Origin of the sequence: Streptococcus oralis (genome assembly GCF_019929345.1) — a bacterium.
Classification (GTDB): Bacteria; Bacillota; Bacilli; order Lactobacillales; family Streptococcaceae; genus Streptococcus.
The window spans coordinates 78,598-97,678 of the sequence record NZ_JAHZPJ010000006.1; the positions used below are offsets into that span (position 1 = coordinate 78,598).

Consider the following 19,081-nt stretch of genomic DNA (forward strand, 5'->3'; position numbering starts at 1 on the left):
TAAGAAGTAAGAAAAATTGAGGAGAAAGAATGACGAAAATAGCAGTTCTTTCAGACATACATGGAAACACGACTGCCTTGGAAGCTGTACTGGCTGATGCAAGAGCAGCAAAGGTGGATGAGTACTGGCTTTTGGGAGATATTCTTATGCCGGGAACAGGACGTAGAGGGATTTTGGATCTCTTGGCTAGCTTGCCCATCACTGCTAGAGTTCTGGGTAATTGGGAAAATAGTCTCTGGCGTGGTTTGCATCGTAAGCTAGATTTTACAAAAGCGAGCCATCGCTATCTCCTGCGCCAATGCCAGTATATCTTAGAAGAGATTGATCCTGAAGAAATCGAAAACCTCCACAATCACCCCATGCAAGTTCATCGTCAGTTTGGTGATTTGACGGTGGGAATCACTCACCATCTTCCTGATAAAAACTGGGGTAGGGAGTTGATTCATATGGGAAAACAAGAAAATTTTGATAGACTGGTGACGGAACCGCATGCCTCTATAGCAGTATATGGGCATATCCACCAACAGTTGCTTCGTTATGGAAGTGACGGACAGTTGATTCTTAATCCAGGATCGATTGGGCAACCCTTCTTTTTAAATGCGCAGTTGCGTAAGGACCTGCGTGCCCAGTATATGATTTTAGAGTTTGATGAGACAGGTTTGTCTGATGTTGATTTTCGTCGAGTGGATTATGATGTAGAGGCTGAATTGCAGCTGGCTAAGGATGTAAAGCTCCCCTATTTTCAGGTCTATTATGAAAGTTTGGTAAATGGGATTCACCACACTCATAATCATGAATTGTTAGGTCAGATTAGTGAACAAGAAGGTTATGATGAGGATATTGAGTGCTGGATGGAAAGAGAAAAGAAGGATTGGTTTTAAGAGTACTTCTAGCTAGAAATAAGATAGTCTAGTGACTGCTGTTTCTAGAAAAATTAAACTGGAGATGAATTGACGGTGTATAAAATTTATGTTAGAATAACGGAAGTTAAATAATTTGAATACCATAGTAATTACTATTCAAAATAAAAGGGAGATATGTAATGAAACCAGAAGAGTTACACGCCATTGCCTCGGAGTTGGGCTTGCAATTTGACGAAGATTCACGTAGTATTTATGGCACGCAGTCAGGCTATTTACTTTTCCTACAAGAAACTGACGTAAAAAATCAGTTTCGACTTTGTGTCAGTGTGAGTTTGAATGGCAATCCTGCGGATTCAGAAGAAAATGAATTGGTCTGGGATGAGTTTAAGAGTGAATCTCTTCCGAACTTATCAACCTTGTCTATTAACCAGTACCTTGTTTCTTTTGTCGTAAAAGGCGCAATGCGCAAATCAAAGACAATTGAAAAGTTACAGACGCTTATAACAGATCTCGTTGCTTTCCTTGAATCCCACCATTTCGTCCAAGTGTGTGCCCACAGTGGCCATGAGGGGCCAGTTGGTCTCTATCAACTAGGTGATTCAATTTTCCTTATTAACGAGGAAAGCTATCAATTGCTGAAGAGCAATCTTCAAATTGAGATGGATTCTTATCAAAATCAGAAGGAAAATGTTCTTCTTGGAACGGTTGGTGCGTTACTCGGAGCCTTGGTTGGTGGGGCAGTTGCTCTTTTTATCGCCCGTCTAGGTTATGTAGCTATGCTAGCGGGTGTTGTTCTGGGAATTTGCACCATCAAAGGATATGAAATACTCGGGAAAAAGTTAACGAGAAAGGGTATTGTGATTTCCTCTATTTTGATGGTAATCACCGTCTTTCTAGTAAATCAAGTTGATTTGGCCATGGAAGTAGTTGCCAAACTAGGAATTGAGTTTGCCTTTGCTCTTCGATTGGTCAATGAAGTAATCTTTAGCGGTGATTTCCCAGATAACTATTTTTATAATTTAGGTATGTTAGCTGTATTCACCCTGGTTGGTGCTTGGGTTTCGGTTAGTTCAGTTTGGTCAAGCCATAAAACAAAAGGGATTGCTCGTAAAATTGCATAAAAACAGAAGTCTTTGCACTCTTTCTAATGTTCTAGTTATTAGGGAGGTGCAAGACTTTTTTGTCTTGAATATACAATATAGGTGCACAAAAAAAACTCATAAGATTTTCTAGTAAAATAGAATTGAACGAACTAGTTACGAAAGGAAATCTGATGAGCCACCATCATTTTAGCATAGATGAGAGCGAAGGTATTCTCATTTGCCGTATGCAAGGCCTAAGCTTTTCTCAAATAGCTAAGTGACTTCATTGTCATCCGTCTAGTATTAGTCGCGAGTGGAAATGACATCTAAGAGAAGGAAACTATTCTCCGAGTCATGCACAGGAATCTTACCGCAAAGCTAAATCACACTGTGGGTGGAAAATAGATCATCATTTAAGCAATACTGTCAAGCACCTTTTTCTCGATTGCCAATAGTTTCCTGAAGAAATAGAAGGTCGGTAACATAGAAAAGCTGTTATGAGTTATCAAACAATCTATAGAGCCATCTATCGTGGGCACTTTGACGACAAGTTTTCACATGGTGCTCGTGGTGCGATTCGCAAGCTCCGTCATCGTGGGAAAATACGTCATACGAAAGGTTATGTTGAAAACAGAGGAAAAATTTCTATTTCTTATACCATACCTGAAAGACCCGAAGAAGCAAATCTGTCATAGAGGTTATGGTACAAATGTTGGAGCCCTTGTCGAAAGAAACCGTCACTCGAGATAAAGGAAAAGAATTCATGAATCATCAAGACTTGACGGACAAATTAAAGGTAGAGGTCTATTTTCTAAAAGGAAGTGATCTAACATTGGTTGATAATCAAACCATTCAGCTGTGAGAGAACAAACTTAATAATAGACCACGGAAGTGTCTCAACTGGAAAACACCTTATGAAGTTTTCTATGAAGAAATTGTGCACTTAATTTGACAATTCAAGCGATAAAAAAACAAAGTTTGTAGTAATGATTGACATTACAACGTAAAAGGGTATAATGAGTATCAGATAGGATGTGAAAGGAGAAGAAGATGCAAATTTCAAGTCGATTTACGATTGCAACGCATATGTTGATTATCATCGCTCTAGAAGGGAAGGAAACAAAAGTTACCAGTGATTTTTTGGCTGCTAGTGTTGGGGTCAATCCGGTCATTATTCGTAAAATCTTGTCCCAACTCAAAAATGCTGAACTGATATCGGTTGCGCGTGGAACAGGTGGCACCGAGATTATCAAAGACCTCCAAGATATTAGCCTTTTTGATGTTTATCAGGCAGTCGAATGTTTAGGAAAATCTGGTAAACTCTTTAGTTTCCATGAAAATCCGAACTCAAGTTGTCCAATTGGATCGAATATCCATGCGGTCTTAGATCAAAAACTACTAGATATCCAAGAAGCGATGGAAAACCAACTCCGTCAGACGAGTCTGGCCCAGGTTGTGGCAGATGCAGAAGCAAGAATAGCAAAATAAGAGGACTAAGCTCCTCTTTTTCTATTACCATAATTATGGTACAATGTAGTCATCAAAGGAGGAGACTATGTACTTTATTACAGGATTTTTCGTCCTACTTTTTCTGATTTCATTTTTTAGGGACAATCGCAGTCTCTGGAATCCAGCTCTCTTGCTTTTATCTCTGCTCTTTTCTTACCTGTCTATTGCCAATCTTTTTTATGAAGCTGGGCAGGAAGAAGTGCACATGATTTTCTTTGCAGTAATTTTTCTCTTGCTCCCTTTTTTAGTTTTTCTAAGTGGCTTTTTCCTGATTTATAACGGATTTGTATTGTTGAAGAAAGAAGGGAAATCCAAGGCGAATTATTTGTCTCTGGGGCTAGGGTGCGTGATTCTGTTCTTTTTTGTGATCATGGCAATCCGAATGAGCGATACCAATGGCTTGTTCTACACCAATCATCTAGTGAATATTTTCTTTTTCTTTCTGATTTATTCGTATTTGATTTTCGGCTTTGCCTTTGCAGGATTTCTGCTTTATTCTATTCTGTATCTTTTTATTCCTAAGAAAAAACATTATGATTTTATCATCATTCACGGAGCAGGCTTGTTGAATGGAGAAAAAGTAACTCCCTTGCTCAAGAGCCGCATTGACAAAGCTGTAGAGGCTTACCGTCAATCGTCCAATCCAGACGTTAAAATCATCGCCAGTGGTGGTCAAGGTGGGGACGAGAAGATTTCTGAAGCTCAGGCAATTTGTAATTATTTACTGGAAGAGACGGATATTCCGAGAGAAGCCATTCTCCTAGAGGAAGACTCAACGACGACCTATGAGAATCTCCTCTTTTCAAAAGAAATGGGAGAGAAACTGGTAGCAAATCCACGTTTTCTCTTTGTGACTAATGACTATCATGTTTTTCGTACTAGCACCTATGCCCGTCGTATTGGGATGAAGGGAGATGGCCTTGGTTGTCGGACAGCCGCCTACTATATTCCATCGGCCTTTATCAGAGAATATATTGCCCTATGTGTGAAGATAAAATGGATTTTTATCGCCTTCTATGTTTTGTTGATTTTAGCTCTGATTTTCTCTTATAGAGGTATTTTATGGTAATATGTGAAAAAATCTCCGTTAGGAGATTTTTTGTAAAATTCATGTAGTTATTATTGTCCGATTTTGCTTATGGCAAAATGGCTTTTAGTTCCTTCAGGATAGTTTGCAAGGTTACGATCGCTTGTTCTCCTTGTTGTTGGTAGAGTAGTTGGAAATACTTGCGAATAGTTTCTTCAAATTGCTTAGGGAGGAGTGTACAATTGGTCTTTGCGAACTCCAACATTCGTTTTTCACCAGGATGGGTTTGCTCATTGAGCGCAAATAACAAGTCAAAGTAGGAAGCAAAAAACTCACTCGTACGATGATTCATACTGAGAAGATCTTGGCGTTTGATAGCTTTTTCTATTTGGTGAGAGAAGGCAGGCATGGCTTGTTCTAGCAAAAGGAGTTGCCTTTCGATGATATGCTTTTTGAGTTCCTGTGGATAGGGAATCTGGTAAGTTCTTTGGAGAGAAGCATAGTGTCCATTCGGGTCGTATAGAATCTTGCTGTGGAGTAGATTATGCCACATGCAAGTTGTATAAGCATTTTGGACTTGATGCTGAAAAACGGTTGAGTTCAATTCCTGTTCAAACGACTCCAGCGAACGATAAATCAACTCGATTTCGATACCGTTGTTTAGTACGCAGTCATCTTCTAATTCCCAAAACTGGTTTCCAATTTCCATATAAGAACAATACTTACTCAAGATATCTCGTCGAATCGCCTCATCAATAGAAGAGTTTAGATAGACATAAACGTCATAGTCAGAATTTTGATCGTAGGCTTGTCCTGCACGAGAACCACCAAGAGCAATAGCTTCTACTTGTTCCAGTTGAGAGAATTCTTTGCAAAGTTCGTGGATCATGATTTTTCTCCTTGCTTTAGGGTTTTAAAGTCATTTTACCAAAAAGTAAAACGTTTGCATAGCATTAAGTTACTCTTTTTCATTTTTAGCAAAAGATGTGAACCCTTATTTTGAGTTCACATTTCGTTTTTATTCCGCAGCTTGTTGCCAACGTTTTGCTAGCTTATGAGAAAGGCTGGAAATAGCAAAGTTAAAGATAAAGTAAATCAAGGCAATCAGGATATAAAGACTGAAGACCTGCTCTGGTTCGAAATAACGGCCCATGAGAATTTGGCTGGCGCCAAAGAGTTCTTGTAGAGCGATAACAGAGTAGAGAAGACTGGTATCCTTAATCACAGTTACAAACTGAGAAATGATGGCTGGCAGCATTTTACGGATCGCTTGTGGGAGAATGATGTAGTAGAGGATTTGCGTAGAGGTGAATCCTTGTGACATTCCTGCTTCGTACTGGCCCTTGTCCACGGCATTGAGACCGCCTCGGATAATCTCAGCCAGGGCTGCTGAGGTAAAGAGGGTAAAGGCTGTAATACCAGCTGGTGTGGACTTCATCTTAAACACCAAAAAGATGGTGAAAATCCAGAGGAGGTTAGGAACGTTACGTACAAACTCGATATAAATGCTGGAGATGATTCGTAAGACGGGATTTTTTCCATTTCTCATGACGGCTAGCACTGTTCCGATAAGGGTCGAGAGGACGATAGCAATTAGAGAAATGTAGAGGGTCAAGCCAAATCCTTTAAAGATAAAGACTAGGTTATCTGGGGTCAAAACTTCTAAAATAGATTCCATAGTAACCTCCTAAAGTGAATAGGCTTTTTTGTTGGCTTGCTCCATCTTGCGACCAAACTGGGCAACAGGGAAGCATAGAGCAAAGTAGAGCAGGGCAGCTCCTAAAAAGGCTGGAATGTAGTTTCCGTTGAGAGCCGACCAAGATTTGGTCACAAACATCAAGTCTACTCCAGAGATGATGGCAACTGTCGAGGTATTCTTGATGAGGTTAACGATTTGATTGGTCAAAGGTGGGAGAATGATGCGGAAAGCCTGAGGCAAGATAATCAAGCGCATGGCACTGATATAGGTGAAACCTTGTGAGAGAGCAGCTTCCATCTGACCGCTAGGAATAGACTGAATCCCTGAACGAATCACCTCAGCGATATAGGCGCCGTGATAGAGTCCCACGCAGAGAACAGCTGTCCAATAAATCGGAATCATGATGGTGTGATCACTGATAAGAGGCAAACCATAGAAAACGATGACAAACTGCACCAAGAGGGGAGTGTTTTGGTAAAATTCGACAAAGATACGAGCCAAAATTCTTAAAATTTGATGTTTGCTAGTTGATAGGACTCCAAAGATGATTCCTAAGACCATAGCTAGGATAAAGGATCCAATTGCTAGGGCAAGAGTGAAGAGGAAACCGTTGAAAAATTGTCCAAAATCCTGAAAATAGGCTGTCCAAGATGATAAATCTGTCATGGGGTATCCTCCTTAATCTGCAGTATGGCTAGAGGGTTTGAGCTTGTAACGGTCATAAAGTTTTTGCAAACTGCCATCTTTGCTCCATTTTGTAACCAAGCTATCAAGATAGTCGTTGAGCTCAGTATTTGATTTCTTGGTGACGATACCGTAGTCAGATGGCTTGAAACTATCATCTAGCAGCTCTGTTCGTTTACTGGTGTAGCCAGACAGGATAGAGCGGTCCACGGAAAAGGCATCAATACGGTGAGCGTGAAGGGAAGTAATCAATTCTGGATAGGAACCCAGTTCTACAAACTTAAATTTCAGACCTTTCTTTTTACCTAGTTCGGTAATCAAACGTTGGGTAATGGAACCTTGGGCAACTCCGATCGTTTTACCATTTAGGTCCTCAATGCTTTTGATGTTGGCAGACTTATTGACCAAAAAACCAGAAGCATCCGTATAGTAGGGACTGGTGAAGTTGTAGAGTTTTTTACGTTCGTCTGTGATGGTGAAGGTAGCGATATCCATGTCGACCTGCCCATTGTCTAGAAGGGGACCACGGGTTTGGGCGGTGACAGGCACATAGCGAATCTTGACCTTGAGTTCGTCCGCAATCATCTTGGCAAGGTCAGTTTCGATACCAGAATAAGTCCCAGTCCTGGGATCCTTGTAGCCAAAATTGGGAACGTCTTGTTTCACACCGACAACCAGCTCGCCTCTTTTTTGAATGTCTGCCACACTAGTATCAGCCTGAACTGGTTTGGCAGTAGAAAGGCTGAAAAGGCTAATCAATAACGCTGATAAAAAGAATTTCTTTTTCATAGGCGCCTCCTTATTTGACTTTGTCACTTTCGTGGTTGATAATTTTGCTGAGGAATTGTTGGGCACGAGGTTCGCTTGGATTGTCGAAAAAGTCGTCGACATCTGTCGTATCTACTAAAACTTCTCCGTCAGCCATAAAGATGATGCGGTCAGCAACCTCTCGGGCAAAGCCCATTTCGTGGGTAACGATGATCATGTTCATCCCGTCTTGAGCCAATTTTTGCATAACTGCCAGAACATCTCCAATGGTTTCAGGGTCGAGGGCAGATGTTGGCTCATCAAAGAGGAGGAGCTCCGGATGCATGGCAAGACCACGTGCGATGGCGATTCTCTGTTTTTGTCCACCAGATAGCATGGCTGGGTAAGAATCTTTTTTGTCCCACATATTTACAAATTCTAGATATTTTTTGGCTGTTTTTTCAGCTTCTTTTTTATCAATTCCTAGAACTTTTACAGGTGCAAGCGTCACATTTTCTAACACAGTTTTGTGTGGATAAAGGTTAAAATGCTGGAAAACCATGCCGACTTCCTTGCGAAGAGGCACTAAATCTTTCTGACTGGCACCTGCTACTTGGTGTCCATTGACTAGAAGACTTCCTTTGTCAACAGCCTCTAAACCATTGATCGTACGGATAAGGGTTGACTTTCCAGAACCTGAAGGTCCAAGCAGGACAACGACTTGCCCTTTTTCAAAACGGAGATTGATGTCGCGGAGTGCGTGGTAGTCTCCGTAATATTTTTCGACGTTTTTAAATTCTACTAAAGCCATGAGAGATCTCCTTTGTGTTAGATTTTATAACATTATTTTACACCGAAAGAATCGCCTTGTCAAATCATATCTGAAAAAAATTCACTAAAATGTTATAAAAAAGCAATCTGGATAGAGAAAATGCCTAAATCATGTTATAATGAAACGATAGAATTCTTAGAAAGAGTGGATGTTTTTTTGATAACTCCTACTTATGAATGGCAGTTTGCCCCGCAGGTTGAAGATGCGGATTTTACAAAGATAGCCAAGAAGGCTGGACTGGGTCCTGAGGTGGCTCGGTTATTATTTGAAAGAGGGATTCAGGATAAAGAAAGTCTAAAGAAGTTTTTAGAACCTTCTTTAGAGGACTTATATGACCCCTATCTGCTCCATGATATGGACAAGGCAGTGGAACGGATTCGTCAGGCCATTGAAGAAGGGGAAAATATTCTCATCTATGGAGACTACGATGCGGATGGCATGACTTCAGCTTCTATTGTTAAGGAAAGTTTGGAACAGCTTGGCGCTGAATGCCGTGTTTATTTGCCCAATCGTTTTACCGATGGCTATGGACCAAATGCCAATGTCTATAAATACTTTATCGAGCAAGAGGGAATTTCCTTGATTGTGACAGTGGACAATGGAGTTGCTGGCCATGAAGCCATTGAATTGGCCCAGTCTATGGGAGTGGATGTCATTGTGACTGACCACCATTCCATGCCAGAAACCCTTCCTGATGCCTATGCGATTGTTCACCCTGAACATCCAGATGCGGACTATCCTTTCAAATATCTGGCTGGTTGCGGAGTGGCCTTTAAGCTAGCTTGTGCCCTTTTAGAGGAAGTACAAGTGGAGCTACTCGATTTGGTCGCCATCGGAACTATTGCAGATATGGTGAGCTTGACAGATGAAAACCGTATCTTGGTTCAGTATGGTCTGGAAATGCTGGGGCATACTCAGCGCATCGGTCTGCAAGAAATGCTGGACATGGCTGGGATTGCTGCGAATGAAGTGACGGAAGAAACGGTTGGTTTCCAGATTGCCCCTCGTTTAAATGCCTTAGGGCGATTGGATGATCCCAATCCTGCCATTGATTTGCTGACTGGATTTGACGACGAGGAAGCTCATGAGATTGCCCTCATGATTCACCAGAAAAACGAAGAGCGCAAGGAAATCGTTCAGTCAATCTATGAAGAAGCTAAGACCATGGTGGATCCCGAGAAGAAGGTCCAGGTTTTGGCCAAGGAAGGCTGGAATCCTGGCGTTCTGGGTATCGTAGCTGGGCGCTTGCTAGAGGAATTGGGGCAGACAGTCATCGTTCTTAATATAGAAGATGGTCGTGCCAAGGGCAGTGCTCGTAGTGTGGAAGCGGTCGATATTTTTGAAGCTCTGGATCCCCATCGCGACCTCTTTATCGCCTTTGGCGGCCATGCTGGTGCAGCAGGAATGACGCTGGAAGTTGAGAAACTCTCAGATTTATCTCAAATTTTGGAAGACTATGTCCGTGAAAAAGGTGCAGATGCTAGTGGTAAGAACAAGTTAAATCTAGATGAAGAGCTGGATTTGGAGACTTTGAGTCTTGAAACAGTCAAGAGTTTTGAGCGCTTGGCCCCCTTTGGAATGGACAATCAGAAACCTGTCTTTTATATCAAGGATTTTCAGGTTGAAAGTGCCCGTACCATGGGGGCAGGTAATGCTCATCTCAAGCTGAAAATCTCTAAGGGTGAAGCGAGTTTTGAAGTAGTGGCCTTCGGGCAGGGCAGATGGGCAACAGAATTTGCTCAAACAAAAAACTTAGAGTTGGCAGTCACCCTGTCTGTCAATCAATGGAATGGCCAAACTGCCCTCCAGTTGATGATGGTGGATGCGCGTGTGGAGGGTGTTCAACTCTTTAACATTCGTGGGAAGAATGCAGCCTTGCCAGAAGGGGTTCCAGTCTTGGATTTCTCTGGAGAGTTGCCAGATCTAGCAGCCAGTGAAGCGGTTGTTGTGAAAACCATTCCTGAGGATATTACTCTGCTGAAGACCGTTTTTCAGGAACAAAATTTCTCAGCTGTCTATTTCAAAAACGACATCGACAAGGCCTACTACCTAACAGGTTATGGGACTAGAGAACAGTTTGCAAAATTGTACAAGACCATTTACCAGTTCCCAGAGTTTGATATTCGCTACAAGCTCAAAGATTTGGTGACTTATCTCAATATCCAACAAATCTTGCTGGTCAAGATGATCCAAGTATTTGAGGAACTTGGCTTTGTAACTATCAAAGATGGTGTCATGACAGTCAATAAAGAAGCGCCGAAAAGGGAAATTGCTGAAAGTCAGATTTACCAAAATCTCAAACAAACCGTCAAAGATCAAGAAATGATGGCGCTGGGTACCGTGCAAGAGATTTATGATTTTTTGATGGAAGAAAACTAGAAGATGGGAAAGAGTTGGGCAACCGGCTCTTTTTTTGGAAACAAATCTTCATTTTGAAAATCATCAAAAAAATGGTATAATGGTAGGAAAAGATTCGGCTGAAAGTTTTAGAACTTTTAGAATAAGAGGGTAAACCTACCCTATAATCAAGATGAATTAAGTTTCGGAGGGAAAATGAGTAATATCAGTTTAACAACACTAGGTGGTGTACGTGAAAACGGGAAAAATATGTACATTGCTGAAATCGATGGATCTATCTTTATTTTGGATGCAGGGCTTAAATACCCTGAAAATGAACAACTAGGGGTTGATGTCGTCATTCCGAATATGGACTACCTTTTTGAAAATAGCGACCGTATCGCAGGGGTCTTTTTGACTCACGGACATGCGGATGCCATTGGTGCCCTGCCTTACCTTTTGGCAGAGGCTAAGGTGCCTGTATTTGGCTCTGAGTTGACCATCGAGTTGGCAAAACTCTTTGTCAAAGGAAATGATACGGTTAAGAAATTCAATGACTTCCATGTGATTGATGAAGATACAGAGATTGATTTTGGAGGGACTGTGGTCTCCTTCTTCCGTACAACTCACTCCATCCCAGAAAGTTTGGGAGTCGTCTTGAAAACAACTGAAGGTAGTATCGTTTATACAGGTGACTTCAAGTTTGACCAAACGGCTAGTAAATCCTATGCGACTGATTTTGCTCGTTTAGCAGAGATTGGTCGTGAGGGTGTCTTGGCGCTTCTCAGTGATTCTGCGAATGCAGACAGCAATATCCAGGTGGCGAGCGAGAGTGAAGTTGGAGACGAAATTACCCAGACCATTGCAGACTGGGACGGTCGGATCATCGTTGCAGCAGTTGCCAGTAACCTTTCTCGTATCCAGCAGGTTTTTGATGCCGCTGCAGATACAGGTCGCCGAGTTGTTCTGACTGGTTTTGATGTTGAAAATATCGTCCGAACAGCGATTCGTCTCAAAAAGTTGTCTTTGGCTAATGAAAGTCTCTTGATCAAACCAAAAGAAATGTCTCGTTTTGAAGACCATGAGTTGATTATCCTTGAGACGGGCCGTATGGGTGAGCCTATTAATGGACTTCGCAAGATGTCCATTGGACGCCACCGTTATGTGGAAATCAAAGATGGGGACTTGGTCTATATCGTAACGACTCCATCTATCGCCAAAGAAGCCGTTATGGCGCGTGTTGAAAACATGATCTACCAAGCTGGTGGTGTAGTGAAACTCATTACCCAAAGCTTGCGAGTATCCGGACACGGAAATGCGCGTGATTTGCAGTTGATGATCAATCTTTTGCAACCAAACTACCTCTTCCCTATCCAAGGAGAGTATCGTGAGTTGGACGCGCATGCCAAGGCTGCCATGGCAGTTGGAATGTTGCCAGAACGCATTTTCATCCCTAAAAAGGGAACGACCATGTCTTATGAAAATGGAGACTTTGTTCCATCTGGAGCAGTTTCTGCAGGGGATGTCTTGATTGACGGAAATGCTATCGGAGATGTTGGAAATGTCGTCCTTCGTGACCGTAAAGTCTTGTCAGAGGATGGAATCTTTATCGTGGCGATCACTGTCAACCGTCGTGAGAAGAAAATTGTGGCTAAGGCTCGTGTTCATACGCGTGGATTTGTTTACCTCAAGAAGAGCCGCGATATTCTCCGTGAAAGCTCAGAATTGATTAACCAAACGGTAGAAGAGTATCTTCAAGGTGATGACTTTGACTGGGCAGATCTCAAAGGCAAGGTTCGTGACAATCTGACCAAGTACCTCTTTGATCAAACCAAGCGTCGCCCAGCAATCTTGCCAGTCGTGATGGAAGCAAAATAATAAGCAGAATACCTACAGAAAAAGTCGAAATTCGGCTTTTTCTTATAGAATAGTAAAAGGAGACAACCATGGCAGTTATGAATATTGAGTATTACTCAAAAGTTTTGGATATGGAGTGGGGCGTTACCGTACTCTATCCAGATGCTAGTCGGGTAACTGAACCAGATTGCACAGATATTCCTGTTCTTTATCTTTTGCACGGAATGTCAGGAAACCAAAATAGCTGGCTCAAACGTACCAATGTCGAACGCTTGTTGCGTGGAACCAATCTCATTGTCATTATGCCCAATACTAGCAATGGCTGGTACACAGATACCCAGTACGGTTTTAACTACTATACTACTCTAGCAGAAGAACTCCCCCAAGTCATGAAACGCTTCTTCCCCAACATGACCAGCAAGCGAGAAAAGACCTTCATAGCAGGTCTCTCCATGGGTGGTTACGGCTCCTTCAAACTCGCTCTATCGACAAATCGTTTTTCTCATGCGGCTAGTTTTTCTGGTGCGCTCAGTTTTCAGGAATTCTCTCCTGAAAGCCAGGATCTGGGATCACTTGCCTACTGGCGAGGAGTGTTTGGAGAAATTAAAGACTGGACAGCTAGTCCTCATTCGCTTGAAAGTATGGCTGCAAAATCCGATCAAAAGACCAAACTATGGGCTTGGTGTGGGGAGCAAGACTATCTCTACTCTGCCAATAATCTCACAGTGAAAAACCTCAAAAAACTTGGTTTTGAGGTGACCTATAGTCACAGTCCAGGCAAGCACGAGTGGTACTACTGGGAAAAACAATTGGAGCGTTTTTTGGCTACACTACCAATTGACTTTATCTTGGAAGAGCGCTTATCTTAGTTTTAGGTTTCTTTCAGCTTTTCTCAGTAAAATAGAGAATCTATTTTGATCAAGGAAAATGCGATTTCAAGATAGATTCTTATTTTTATGAAAGGTGGGACGTCATGTTCTGGATTATTCGATTATTCTTCCGATTTCTTTTGGGAATTTGGCGTTTCTTCTGGCGTCTGGTTTGGACTGTGGTCATTCTACTTCTCATTGCTTTTGGAGTGGTTTGGTATCTGACAGGTGATTTTCATTCTGCGGTCAATCAGGTTGAAAAAATGAGCCAGATTGGTCAAGATGGCTGGAATCAGTGGCAGGAGACGGGAACGCTGGAAGTCTTATCTCAAACAGACAGTCACCAACATGCAGAAGGCAAGTGGGCTCAGGCCTCAGCTCGCATCTATATTGAACCTCAAATGGATGAGACCTTCCAAGGTGCCTATGCAGAAGCTATAAAAAACTGGAATCAAACGGGAGCCTTTACCTTTGAGGTGGTTGCGGATCCTAGTCAGGCAGATATTGTGGCAAGTGAGATGAATGATGGCTCGACCGCTGTAGCAGGTCAAGCCGAGAGTCAAACCAATTTGTTAACCAATCAATTTATATCTGTAACAGTTCGCCTGAATCACTATTATCTATCCAATCCAAACTATGGATATTCTTATGAACGGATCGTGCACACGGCGGAGCACGAGCTGGGGCATGCCATCGGATTGGATCATACCAACGAGATTTCTGTCATGCAGCCAGCAGGCTCCTACTATGGAATTCAGCCTCGGGATGTGACAGCTGTTCAAGAACTCTATACCAGTAGCGACTAGATGAAGTCAGTGCAATCCGAAATGAAATCAAAGCTCCTCCATCAAGCGGTGGGTGGGGCTTTTTGTTCGTCCTGTTACGGCCTTTTTGCTATAATGGAACTATGAATAACTTAATCAAATCAAAACTGGAGCTCTTGCCGACCAGCCCTGGTTGTTACATTCACAAGGATAAAAATGGCACCATTATCTATGTAGGAAAGGCTAAAAATCTGCGCAATCGCGTGCGGTCCTATTTCCGTGGCAGTCATGATACCAAAACGGAAGCTCTGGTATCTGAGATTGTGGATTTTGAATTTATCGTCACTGAGTCTAATATTGAGGCGCTTCTCCTAGAAATCAACCTCATCAAGGAAAATAAGCCTAAGTACAATATCATGCTCAAGGATGACAAGTCTTATCCCTTCATCAAAATCACCAATGAGCGCTATCCTCGATTGATTATCACCCGTCAGGTCAAAAAGGACGGTGGTCTCTACTTTGGTCCCTATCCAGATGTGGGGGCAGCCAATGAAATCAAGCGACTTTTAGATAGGATTTTTCCTTTTCGTAAGTGTACCAACCCGCCCTCTAAGGTCTGTTTTTACTACCATATCGGCCAATGTATGGCCCACACCATCTGTAAGAAAGATGAGGCTTATTTCCATTCCATGGCTCAGGAGGTTTCTGATTTCCTAAAAGGACAGGATGACAAAATCATCGATGACCTCAAGGGCAAGATGGCAAAGGCAGCTCAAAGTATGGAGTTTGAACGTGCAGCGGAATACCGTGACCTGATTCAGGCCATTGGAACGCTTCGGACCAAGCAACGGGTTATGGCGAAGGATCTCCAAAATCGGGACGTCTTTGGTTACTATGTGGATAAAGGCTGGATGTGTGTTCAGGTTTTCTTTGTTCGTCAGGGAAAACTCATCGAGCGGGATGTTAATCTCTTCCCCTACTACAATGATCCAGATGAGGACTTTTTGACCTATGTGGGACAATTCTATCAAGAAAAATCTCATCTAGTTCCCAATGAGGTATTGATTCCGCAGGATATTGACGAAGAAGCTGTCAAGGCCTTGGTGGATACCAAGATTCTCAAACCTCGACGTGGAGAGAAAAAACAACTGGTCAATCTGGCCATAAAAAATGCTCGTGTTAGTCTGGAGCAGAAGTTCAATCTGCTAGAAAAATCTGTCGAAAAGACCCAAGGGGCTATTGAAAATCTGGGACGCTTGCTCCAAATCCCGACTCCGGTTCGCATCGAGTCCTTCGATAACTCTAATATCATGGGAACCAGTCCTGTTTCGGCCATGGTGGTCTTTGTCAACGGCAAACCAAGTAAAAAAGACTACCGAAAGTACAAGATAAAAACGGTTGTTGGCCCGGACGATTATGCTAGTATGAGAGAGGTCATTCGCAGACGCTATGGCCGAGTTCAGCGTGAGGGCTTGACCCCGCCAGATTTGATTGTCATTGATGGGGGACAAGGTCAAGTCAATATTGCCAAGCAGGTCATTCAAGAAGAGCTAGGTTTGGATATCCCAATTGCAGGTCTGCAAAAGAATGATAAGCACCAAACCCATGAACTGCTCTTTGGAGATCCACTGGAAGTGGTGGAGCTGTCTCGCAATTCCCAGGAATTTTTCCTCCTCCAACGCATCCAAGATGAGGTGCACCGCTTTGCTATCACTTTCCACCGACAACTGCGCTCAAAAAATTCCTTTTCATCTCAATTGGATGGGATTGACGGTCTGGGACCTAAACGCAAGCAAAATCTCATGAAGCATTTTAAGTCTCTAACTAAAATCAAGGAAGCCAGTGTGGATGAGATTGTCGAAGTTGGTGTGCCAAGGGCAGTCGCAGAAGCTGTGCAGAGAAAGTTGAACTCAGAGACTCAGGAGTAGGAATAAACACACTTTCCAGAAGTGACAGAAGCAAATATGGGAGTACTTCAATCATTCAGTGAGTGAACAATAAAAAATATTGTTACTAAAAAATCTGTTAAAAGTGTTAAAGAAACTATAATTATGCTAAACTAGAAGCAACAGAAGATGTGAGGTGTAAGATGACAAGTGACGCAGTATTAAGAAGCCAATATGAAAGTCTCAAAGCTAAGCGTGACCGTTATAAGAAGGTTGCCCAAGGAATTTTTGATAATCAGTTGAATTATAAGCGTTCGACATCAGAAATGGATGATTACATTGACTATATCGATAGTATTACTAAAAAAATTGATGAGCAAAATGGTTATTCCTATATAGAAAGTGCTTCAAGTAAACTAAAGACCAATCGAAATATCCTTCAAGAGTATGTTGATTTTGTCCAAAATTCGAACTCTTCTTTTATAGATCTTTTTGATGAGTTGAATAGTCAAATAACCTCACTTCAATCCCAGATGGATGCAGTTAGGATTGAGTATAATAAAGGCAAAATAGGATTTGACAGATTGGGATTGGAAGAAAATTGGATGGACGTATTTGGAGGATTATTTTAATAAATGGATACGAATATTAATAGCATTACAGACCGTTTTACCCATGATACAATTCTCTATGATGATAGTGAACTAAATGACTTAATTTCACAACTTAAGAGTCTGCACAATCTGATTAACTCGACTATCCCTGCACAAGTCAGAGCTTTGTCCCAAAAAGAATCTCTCTGGTCTGGTGAAACAAAGGAAAAGTATCTAGGATTAAAGGATTTTATCCAGCAGTATCAGGTTGATTTTGCGAATGCAATAGGCGAGTTGCATGAAGCGGTCGACGGTTTAGAAACTCTTTTTTATCACATAAAAGATGCGAACAAGATTAAGGAAATAGATAGTATATGATTTTTTCATTGGAAGCATTATATGCCTTGTATATGATTACAAATGATGGCTATAGCGAAGACCTTTTTCTGTTACCATTACCTGAAAGAGCAGAAGAAGAAAAACTAGAACAGTTACAACAAGTTTTAGAGAAGGGGTATGAGGACCTTAAATCTATGGACTTGATAGATGAGAGTAATGAACCGACGACAGCTTGTATGGCAAGAGGTCTGTATCTTGAGCAATATCAAAAAGCTATATCCCATTGTGAAGTGGATCAACGCTATTATTGCGCTCAGCTGGTGGACTCTAATTCTTGGTATCATATTGTCATTGAGAAAGTCGATGACAATGCTTTTACACTTAAGCGAATCCATAGTTTACAATTTCTTGGGATGACGATTCAACTTCATGATTTTTTGAGTGGTCAACATCCCGTAAGGGATACCAATCCATTGGCTTCATCTTGGGAATCGTACTCACATGAACGATTGTTGATTTACTATAGAGAAAAACCTGCGCTGAATGTGCTAACATATTCTGCTAGGAAAAGGTCCACGGCTTATCTCTATTTAGAAGCTCCTTCAGGTATCTATCAATATGATATGATGAAGCAACAAATTCGTTCTTTAAATACAGAAGAAATGAAAAAAGAAATCATCAAGCAGTTGAAAGTGAGGGTAAAACCATGCCAAAGATTAGTATTTCCTTGACAGAGCAAGAGGAACTCTTGTTAGCAGCGCGTGAGTTAGTTACGAGCACTAGCAATTTGACAAGTCAGCTACAGGGAGTGATTGAAAAAATACCTGCTGTCTGTAAAGAAGGTTCTCTTCAGTCACGATTAGATGAATTACAATTAAGTCGATTTACAGCAAAAGCCCAAACCTTTCAATCCTTGACAGAACTCCTTTATAATCATATCCAGACGACTTATCGAGCTACGATAGATACGGACAAACTCCTAGCGGCTGATATTGTTAATGCTGCCTTGGTAAATAAAGAACTTGATGCTGAGACTCGTAGAGCACTGGAGCAAGATCCACAAAAGGCTTTTGAGTTGACGCGTGATAATATCAAGGAAACTCAGTCCAAACCGGATTACAAGGGTCCAAAGTCAGAAGATGCCATCCTATACAGTGGACGTACCAATGAAGGAGGGGCTTGATGACAGAGTATTACACGAATAAAAGCGACTTTGAAAATGGCAAGAATTTAGGCTTTTTGGAGAACAATGTTCAACAAGTTGTTGACTTGCTCAATGATATTTCTAAAGCCGCAACCATTGTCCAAGAAAATGATCTATCAGCCCTTTATATTGCCCAAGGTGGTGCTACACTAGGCAAAGATATGCCAGAAAATGACTTTACGGAGGCTGAACACAAGGTTCTTAAAATTATGGACGCTTTGAAGGATATTCACCGCGAAGTCGTTCAAAATATTGAGAATAAATATATTAGCGGACTTGAAGATGCTATGGAGTCTCTCAATAAGGTCAATGAAGGAAAGAATCAATACAAGTCAGACCACCTGACCTATCAGGAAAAAACGACCACTTATATAAATAATGGGATGGCAGGACAGGTACAGACTACTACAACACGAACCAAACATTTTACCCTATCTGATATTTTAAATAGTGATAAAAGTCCGATTCCAGCTGCAGCAGCTAAATACAGCGAAAAGTTGAGAGTTGCCAAGGAGCGTTTAAAAGAGCTTGAAAAATCAGACAAAGAAACGTATGATAAAATCAAGGATGTGACTGAACGGGAGCTGGTAGAAACCTTCTACCCGACCGAAATGGGTGAGTATAAGCGCCTTAAGTCTACCTGGTCTAAGGACAATGAACAGTGGCTGGGCTGGGTAGATACTGGTATCAAGGTGGTGGGTACAGTTGCCTTGATCGTCGGCACGGTTGCCTCAGGTGGTCTCTTAGCTCCTGCGAGCTTAGCTATAGGCACGACTCTTTTAGGGGGCG

At 41.8% G+C, this 19,081-nt stretch carries 18 protein-coding genes and 2 pseudogenes; 15 read left to right on the forward strand and 5 right to left on the reverse strand.

Annotated features, from left to right (window positions below; all coding sequences use genetic code 11):
* The first annotated feature begins 29 nt into the window (after nucleotides 1–29).
* From K1I97_RS05630 to K1I97_RS05655, 5 genes and pseudogenes are all read left to right on the forward strand, one after another.
* On the forward strand, nucleotides 30–881 hold the full coding sequence (locus K1I97_RS05630; protein WP_223331760.1) for a metallophosphoesterase family protein: 852 nt from the start codon (nucleotides 30–32) through the stop codon (nucleotides 879–881).
* Between the two features lie 161 nt (nucleotides 882–1,042).
* Nucleotides 1,043–1,984, forward strand: coding sequence for a hypothetical protein (locus tag K1I97_RS05635; protein WP_223331761.1), 942 nt, complete (start codon nucleotides 1,043–1,045; stop codon nucleotides 1,982–1,984).
* Between the two features lie 152 nt (nucleotides 1,985–2,136).
* Nucleotides 2,137–2,897: pseudogene (locus tag K1I97_RS10295) on the forward strand (transposase).
* A gap of 98 nt (nucleotides 2,898–2,995) precedes the next feature.
* Nucleotides 2,996–3,433: an Rrf2 family transcriptional regulator gene (locus tag K1I97_RS05650; protein ID WP_223331763.1), complete on the forward strand. Its 438-nt coding sequence runs from the start codon at nucleotides 2,996–2,998 to the stop codon at nucleotides 3,431–3,433.
* 67 nt (nucleotides 3,434–3,500) lie between these two features.
* A complete protein-coding gene (locus K1I97_RS05655) occupies nucleotides 3,501–4,523 on the forward strand; it encodes a YdcF family protein (protein WP_223331764.1) in 1,023 nt (340 codons plus the stop codon).
* A 67-nt stretch (nucleotides 4,524–4,590) separates the two neighbouring features.
* Here the strand turns inward: K1I97_RS05655 and K1I97_RS05660 are convergent, their stop codons facing one another.
* From K1I97_RS05660 to K1I97_RS05680, 5 genes are all read right to left on the reverse strand, one after another.
* On the reverse strand, nucleotides 4,591–5,370 hold the full coding sequence (locus K1I97_RS05660; RefSeq protein ID WP_223331765.1) for a DUF4037 domain-containing protein: 780 nt from the start codon (nucleotides 5,368–5,370) through the stop codon (nucleotides 4,591–4,593).
* A gap of 129 nt (nucleotides 5,371–5,499) precedes the next feature.
* Nucleotides 5,500–6,159, reverse strand: coding sequence for an amino acid ABC transporter permease (locus K1I97_RS05665; RefSeq protein WP_049518904.1), 660 nt, complete (start codon nucleotides 6,157–6,159; stop codon nucleotides 5,500–5,502).
* Nucleotides 6,160–6,168: 9 nt separating this feature from the next.
* Nucleotides 6,169–6,846 (reverse strand): amino acid ABC transporter permease, encoded by a 678-nt coding sequence (locus tag K1I97_RS05670; protein WP_000131150.1) that lies wholly within the window; start codon nucleotides 6,844–6,846, stop codon nucleotides 6,169–6,171.
* Between the two features lie 12 nt (nucleotides 6,847–6,858).
* Nucleotides 6,859–7,653 (reverse strand): transporter substrate-binding domain-containing protein, encoded by a 795-nt coding sequence (locus K1I97_RS05675; RefSeq protein WP_084971519.1) that lies wholly within the window; start codon nucleotides 7,651–7,653, stop codon nucleotides 6,859–6,861.
* Between the two features lie 10 nt (nucleotides 7,654–7,663).
* Nucleotides 7,664–8,422 (reverse strand): amino acid ABC transporter ATP-binding protein, encoded by a 759-nt coding sequence (locus tag K1I97_RS05680; RefSeq protein ID WP_223331766.1) that lies wholly within the window; start codon nucleotides 8,420–8,422, stop codon nucleotides 7,664–7,666.
* Between the two features lie 177 nt (nucleotides 8,423–8,599).
* Between K1I97_RS05680 and recJ the strand changes: the two genes are divergently transcribed.
* The 10 genes and pseudogenes from recJ to K1I97_RS05730 all read left to right on the forward strand — a co-directional run.
* The gene (recJ, locus tag K1I97_RS05685; protein ID WP_223331776.1) at nucleotides 8,600–10,822 is read left to right on the forward strand and encodes a single-stranded-DNA-specific exonuclease RecJ; all 2,223 of its coding nucleotides are present in this window, start codon (nucleotides 8,600–8,602) and stop codon (nucleotides 10,820–10,822) included.
* 174 nt (nucleotides 10,823–10,996) lie between these two features.
* The gene (locus tag K1I97_RS05690; protein ID WP_223331767.1) at nucleotides 10,997–12,658 is read left to right on the forward strand and encodes a ribonuclease J; all 1,662 of its coding nucleotides are present in this window, start codon (nucleotides 10,997–10,999) and stop codon (nucleotides 12,656–12,658) included.
* Between the two features lie 68 nt (nucleotides 12,659–12,726).
* Entirely contained in the window at nucleotides 12,727–13,506 is a 780-nt protein-coding gene (locus K1I97_RS05695) for an alpha/beta hydrolase (protein WP_223331768.1), read from the forward strand.
* Between the two features lie 104 nt (nucleotides 13,507–13,610).
* Nucleotides 13,611–14,312 (forward strand): M57 family metalloprotease, encoded by a 702-nt coding sequence (locus K1I97_RS05700; protein WP_223331769.1) that lies wholly within the window; start codon nucleotides 13,611–13,613, stop codon nucleotides 14,310–14,312.
* Nucleotides 14,313–14,413: 101 nt separating this feature from the next.
* Nucleotides 14,414–16,198, forward strand: a complete 1,785-nt coding sequence (gene uvrC / locus K1I97_RS05705) for an excinuclease ABC subunit UvrC (RefSeq protein ID WP_223331770.1) — start codon at nucleotides 14,414–14,416, stop codon at nucleotides 16,196–16,198.
* Between the two features lie 161 nt (nucleotides 16,199–16,359).
* Nucleotides 16,360–16,788 carry a hypothetical protein gene (locus K1I97_RS05710; protein ID WP_223331771.1) on the forward strand — a complete coding sequence of 143 codons (429 nt, stop codon included), beginning with the start codon at nucleotides 16,360–16,362 and terminating at the stop codon, nucleotides 16,786–16,788.
* A gap of 3 nt (nucleotides 16,789–16,791) precedes the next feature.
* Nucleotides 16,792–17,127 (forward strand): hypothetical protein, encoded by a 336-nt coding sequence (locus tag K1I97_RS05715; protein ID WP_129326264.1) that lies wholly within the window; start codon nucleotides 16,792–16,794, stop codon nucleotides 17,125–17,127.
* The gene (locus K1I97_RS05720) at nucleotides 17,124–17,819 is read left to right on the forward strand and encodes a hypothetical protein (RefSeq protein ID WP_223331772.1); all 696 of its coding nucleotides are present in this window, start codon (nucleotides 17,124–17,126) and stop codon (nucleotides 17,817–17,819) included. The genes K1I97_RS05715 and K1I97_RS05720 overlap by 4 nt, the downstream gene beginning before the upstream one ends.
* Nucleotides 17,795–18,271 carry a hypothetical protein gene (locus K1I97_RS05725; protein ID WP_129326266.1) on the forward strand — a complete coding sequence of 159 codons (477 nt, stop codon included), beginning with the start codon at nucleotides 17,795–17,797 and terminating at the stop codon, nucleotides 18,269–18,271. Before K1I97_RS05720 ends, K1I97_RS05725 begins: the two co-directional genes overlap by 25 nt.
* Nucleotides 18,271–19,081, forward strand: a pseudogene (locus tag K1I97_RS05730) (hypothetical protein); the annotation flags it as partial. The gene K1I97_RS05725 and the pseudogene K1I97_RS05730, both read left to right, overlap by 1 nt.

Coding starts and splice junctions, on each gene's coding strand:
- K1I97_RS05630 (WP_223331760.1), top strand. CDS start 30: ATGACGAAAATAGCAGTTCTTTCAGACATACATGGAAACACGACTGCC.
- K1I97_RS05635 (WP_223331761.1), top strand. CDS start 1,043: ATGAAACCAGAAGAGTTACACGCCATTGCCTCGGAGTTGGGCTTGCAA.
- K1I97_RS05650 (WP_223331763.1), top strand. CDS start 2,996: ATGCAAATTTCAAGTCGATTTACGATTGCAACGCATATGTTGATTATC.
- K1I97_RS05655 (WP_223331764.1), top strand. CDS start 3,501: ATGTACTTTATTACAGGATTTTTCGTCCTACTTTTTCTGATTTCATTT.
- K1I97_RS05660 (WP_223331765.1), bottom strand. CDS start 5,370: ATGATCCACGAACTTTGCAAAGAATTCTCTCAACTGGAACAAGTAGAA.
- K1I97_RS05665 (WP_049518904.1), bottom strand. CDS start 6,159: ATGGAATCTATTTTAGAAGTTTTGACCCCAGATAACCTAGTCTTTATC.
- K1I97_RS05670 (WP_000131150.1), bottom strand. CDS start 6,846: ATGACAGATTTATCATCTTGGACAGCCTATTTTCAGGATTTTGGACAA.
- K1I97_RS05675 (WP_084971519.1), bottom strand. CDS start 7,653: ATGAAAAAGAAATTCTTTTTATCAGCGTTATTGATTAGCCTTTTCAGC.
- K1I97_RS05680 (WP_223331766.1), bottom strand. CDS start 8,422: ATGGCTTTAGTAGAATTTAAAAACGTCGAAAAATATTACGGAGACTAC.
- K1I97_RS05690 (WP_223331767.1), top strand. CDS start 10,997: ATGAGTAATATCAGTTTAACAACACTAGGTGGTGTACGTGAAAACGGG.
- K1I97_RS05695 (WP_223331768.1), top strand. CDS start 12,727: ATGGCAGTTATGAATATTGAGTATTACTCAAAAGTTTTGGATATGGAG.
- K1I97_RS05700 (WP_223331769.1), top strand. CDS start 13,611: ATGTTCTGGATTATTCGATTATTCTTCCGATTTCTTTTGGGAATTTGG.
- uvrC (WP_223331770.1), top strand. CDS start 14,414: ATGAATAACTTAATCAAATCAAAACTGGAGCTCTTGCCGACCAGCCCT.
- K1I97_RS05710 (WP_223331771.1), top strand. CDS start 16,360: ATGACAAGTGACGCAGTATTAAGAAGCCAATATGAAAGTCTCAAAGCT.
- K1I97_RS05715 (WP_129326264.1), top strand. CDS start 16,792: ATGGATACGAATATTAATAGCATTACAGACCGTTTTACCCATGATACA.
- K1I97_RS05720 (WP_223331772.1), top strand. CDS start 17,124: ATGATTTTTTCATTGGAAGCATTATATGCCTTGTATATGATTACAAAT.
- K1I97_RS05725 (WP_129326266.1), top strand. CDS start 17,795: ATGCCAAAGATTAGTATTTCCTTGACAGAGCAAGAGGAACTCTTGTTA.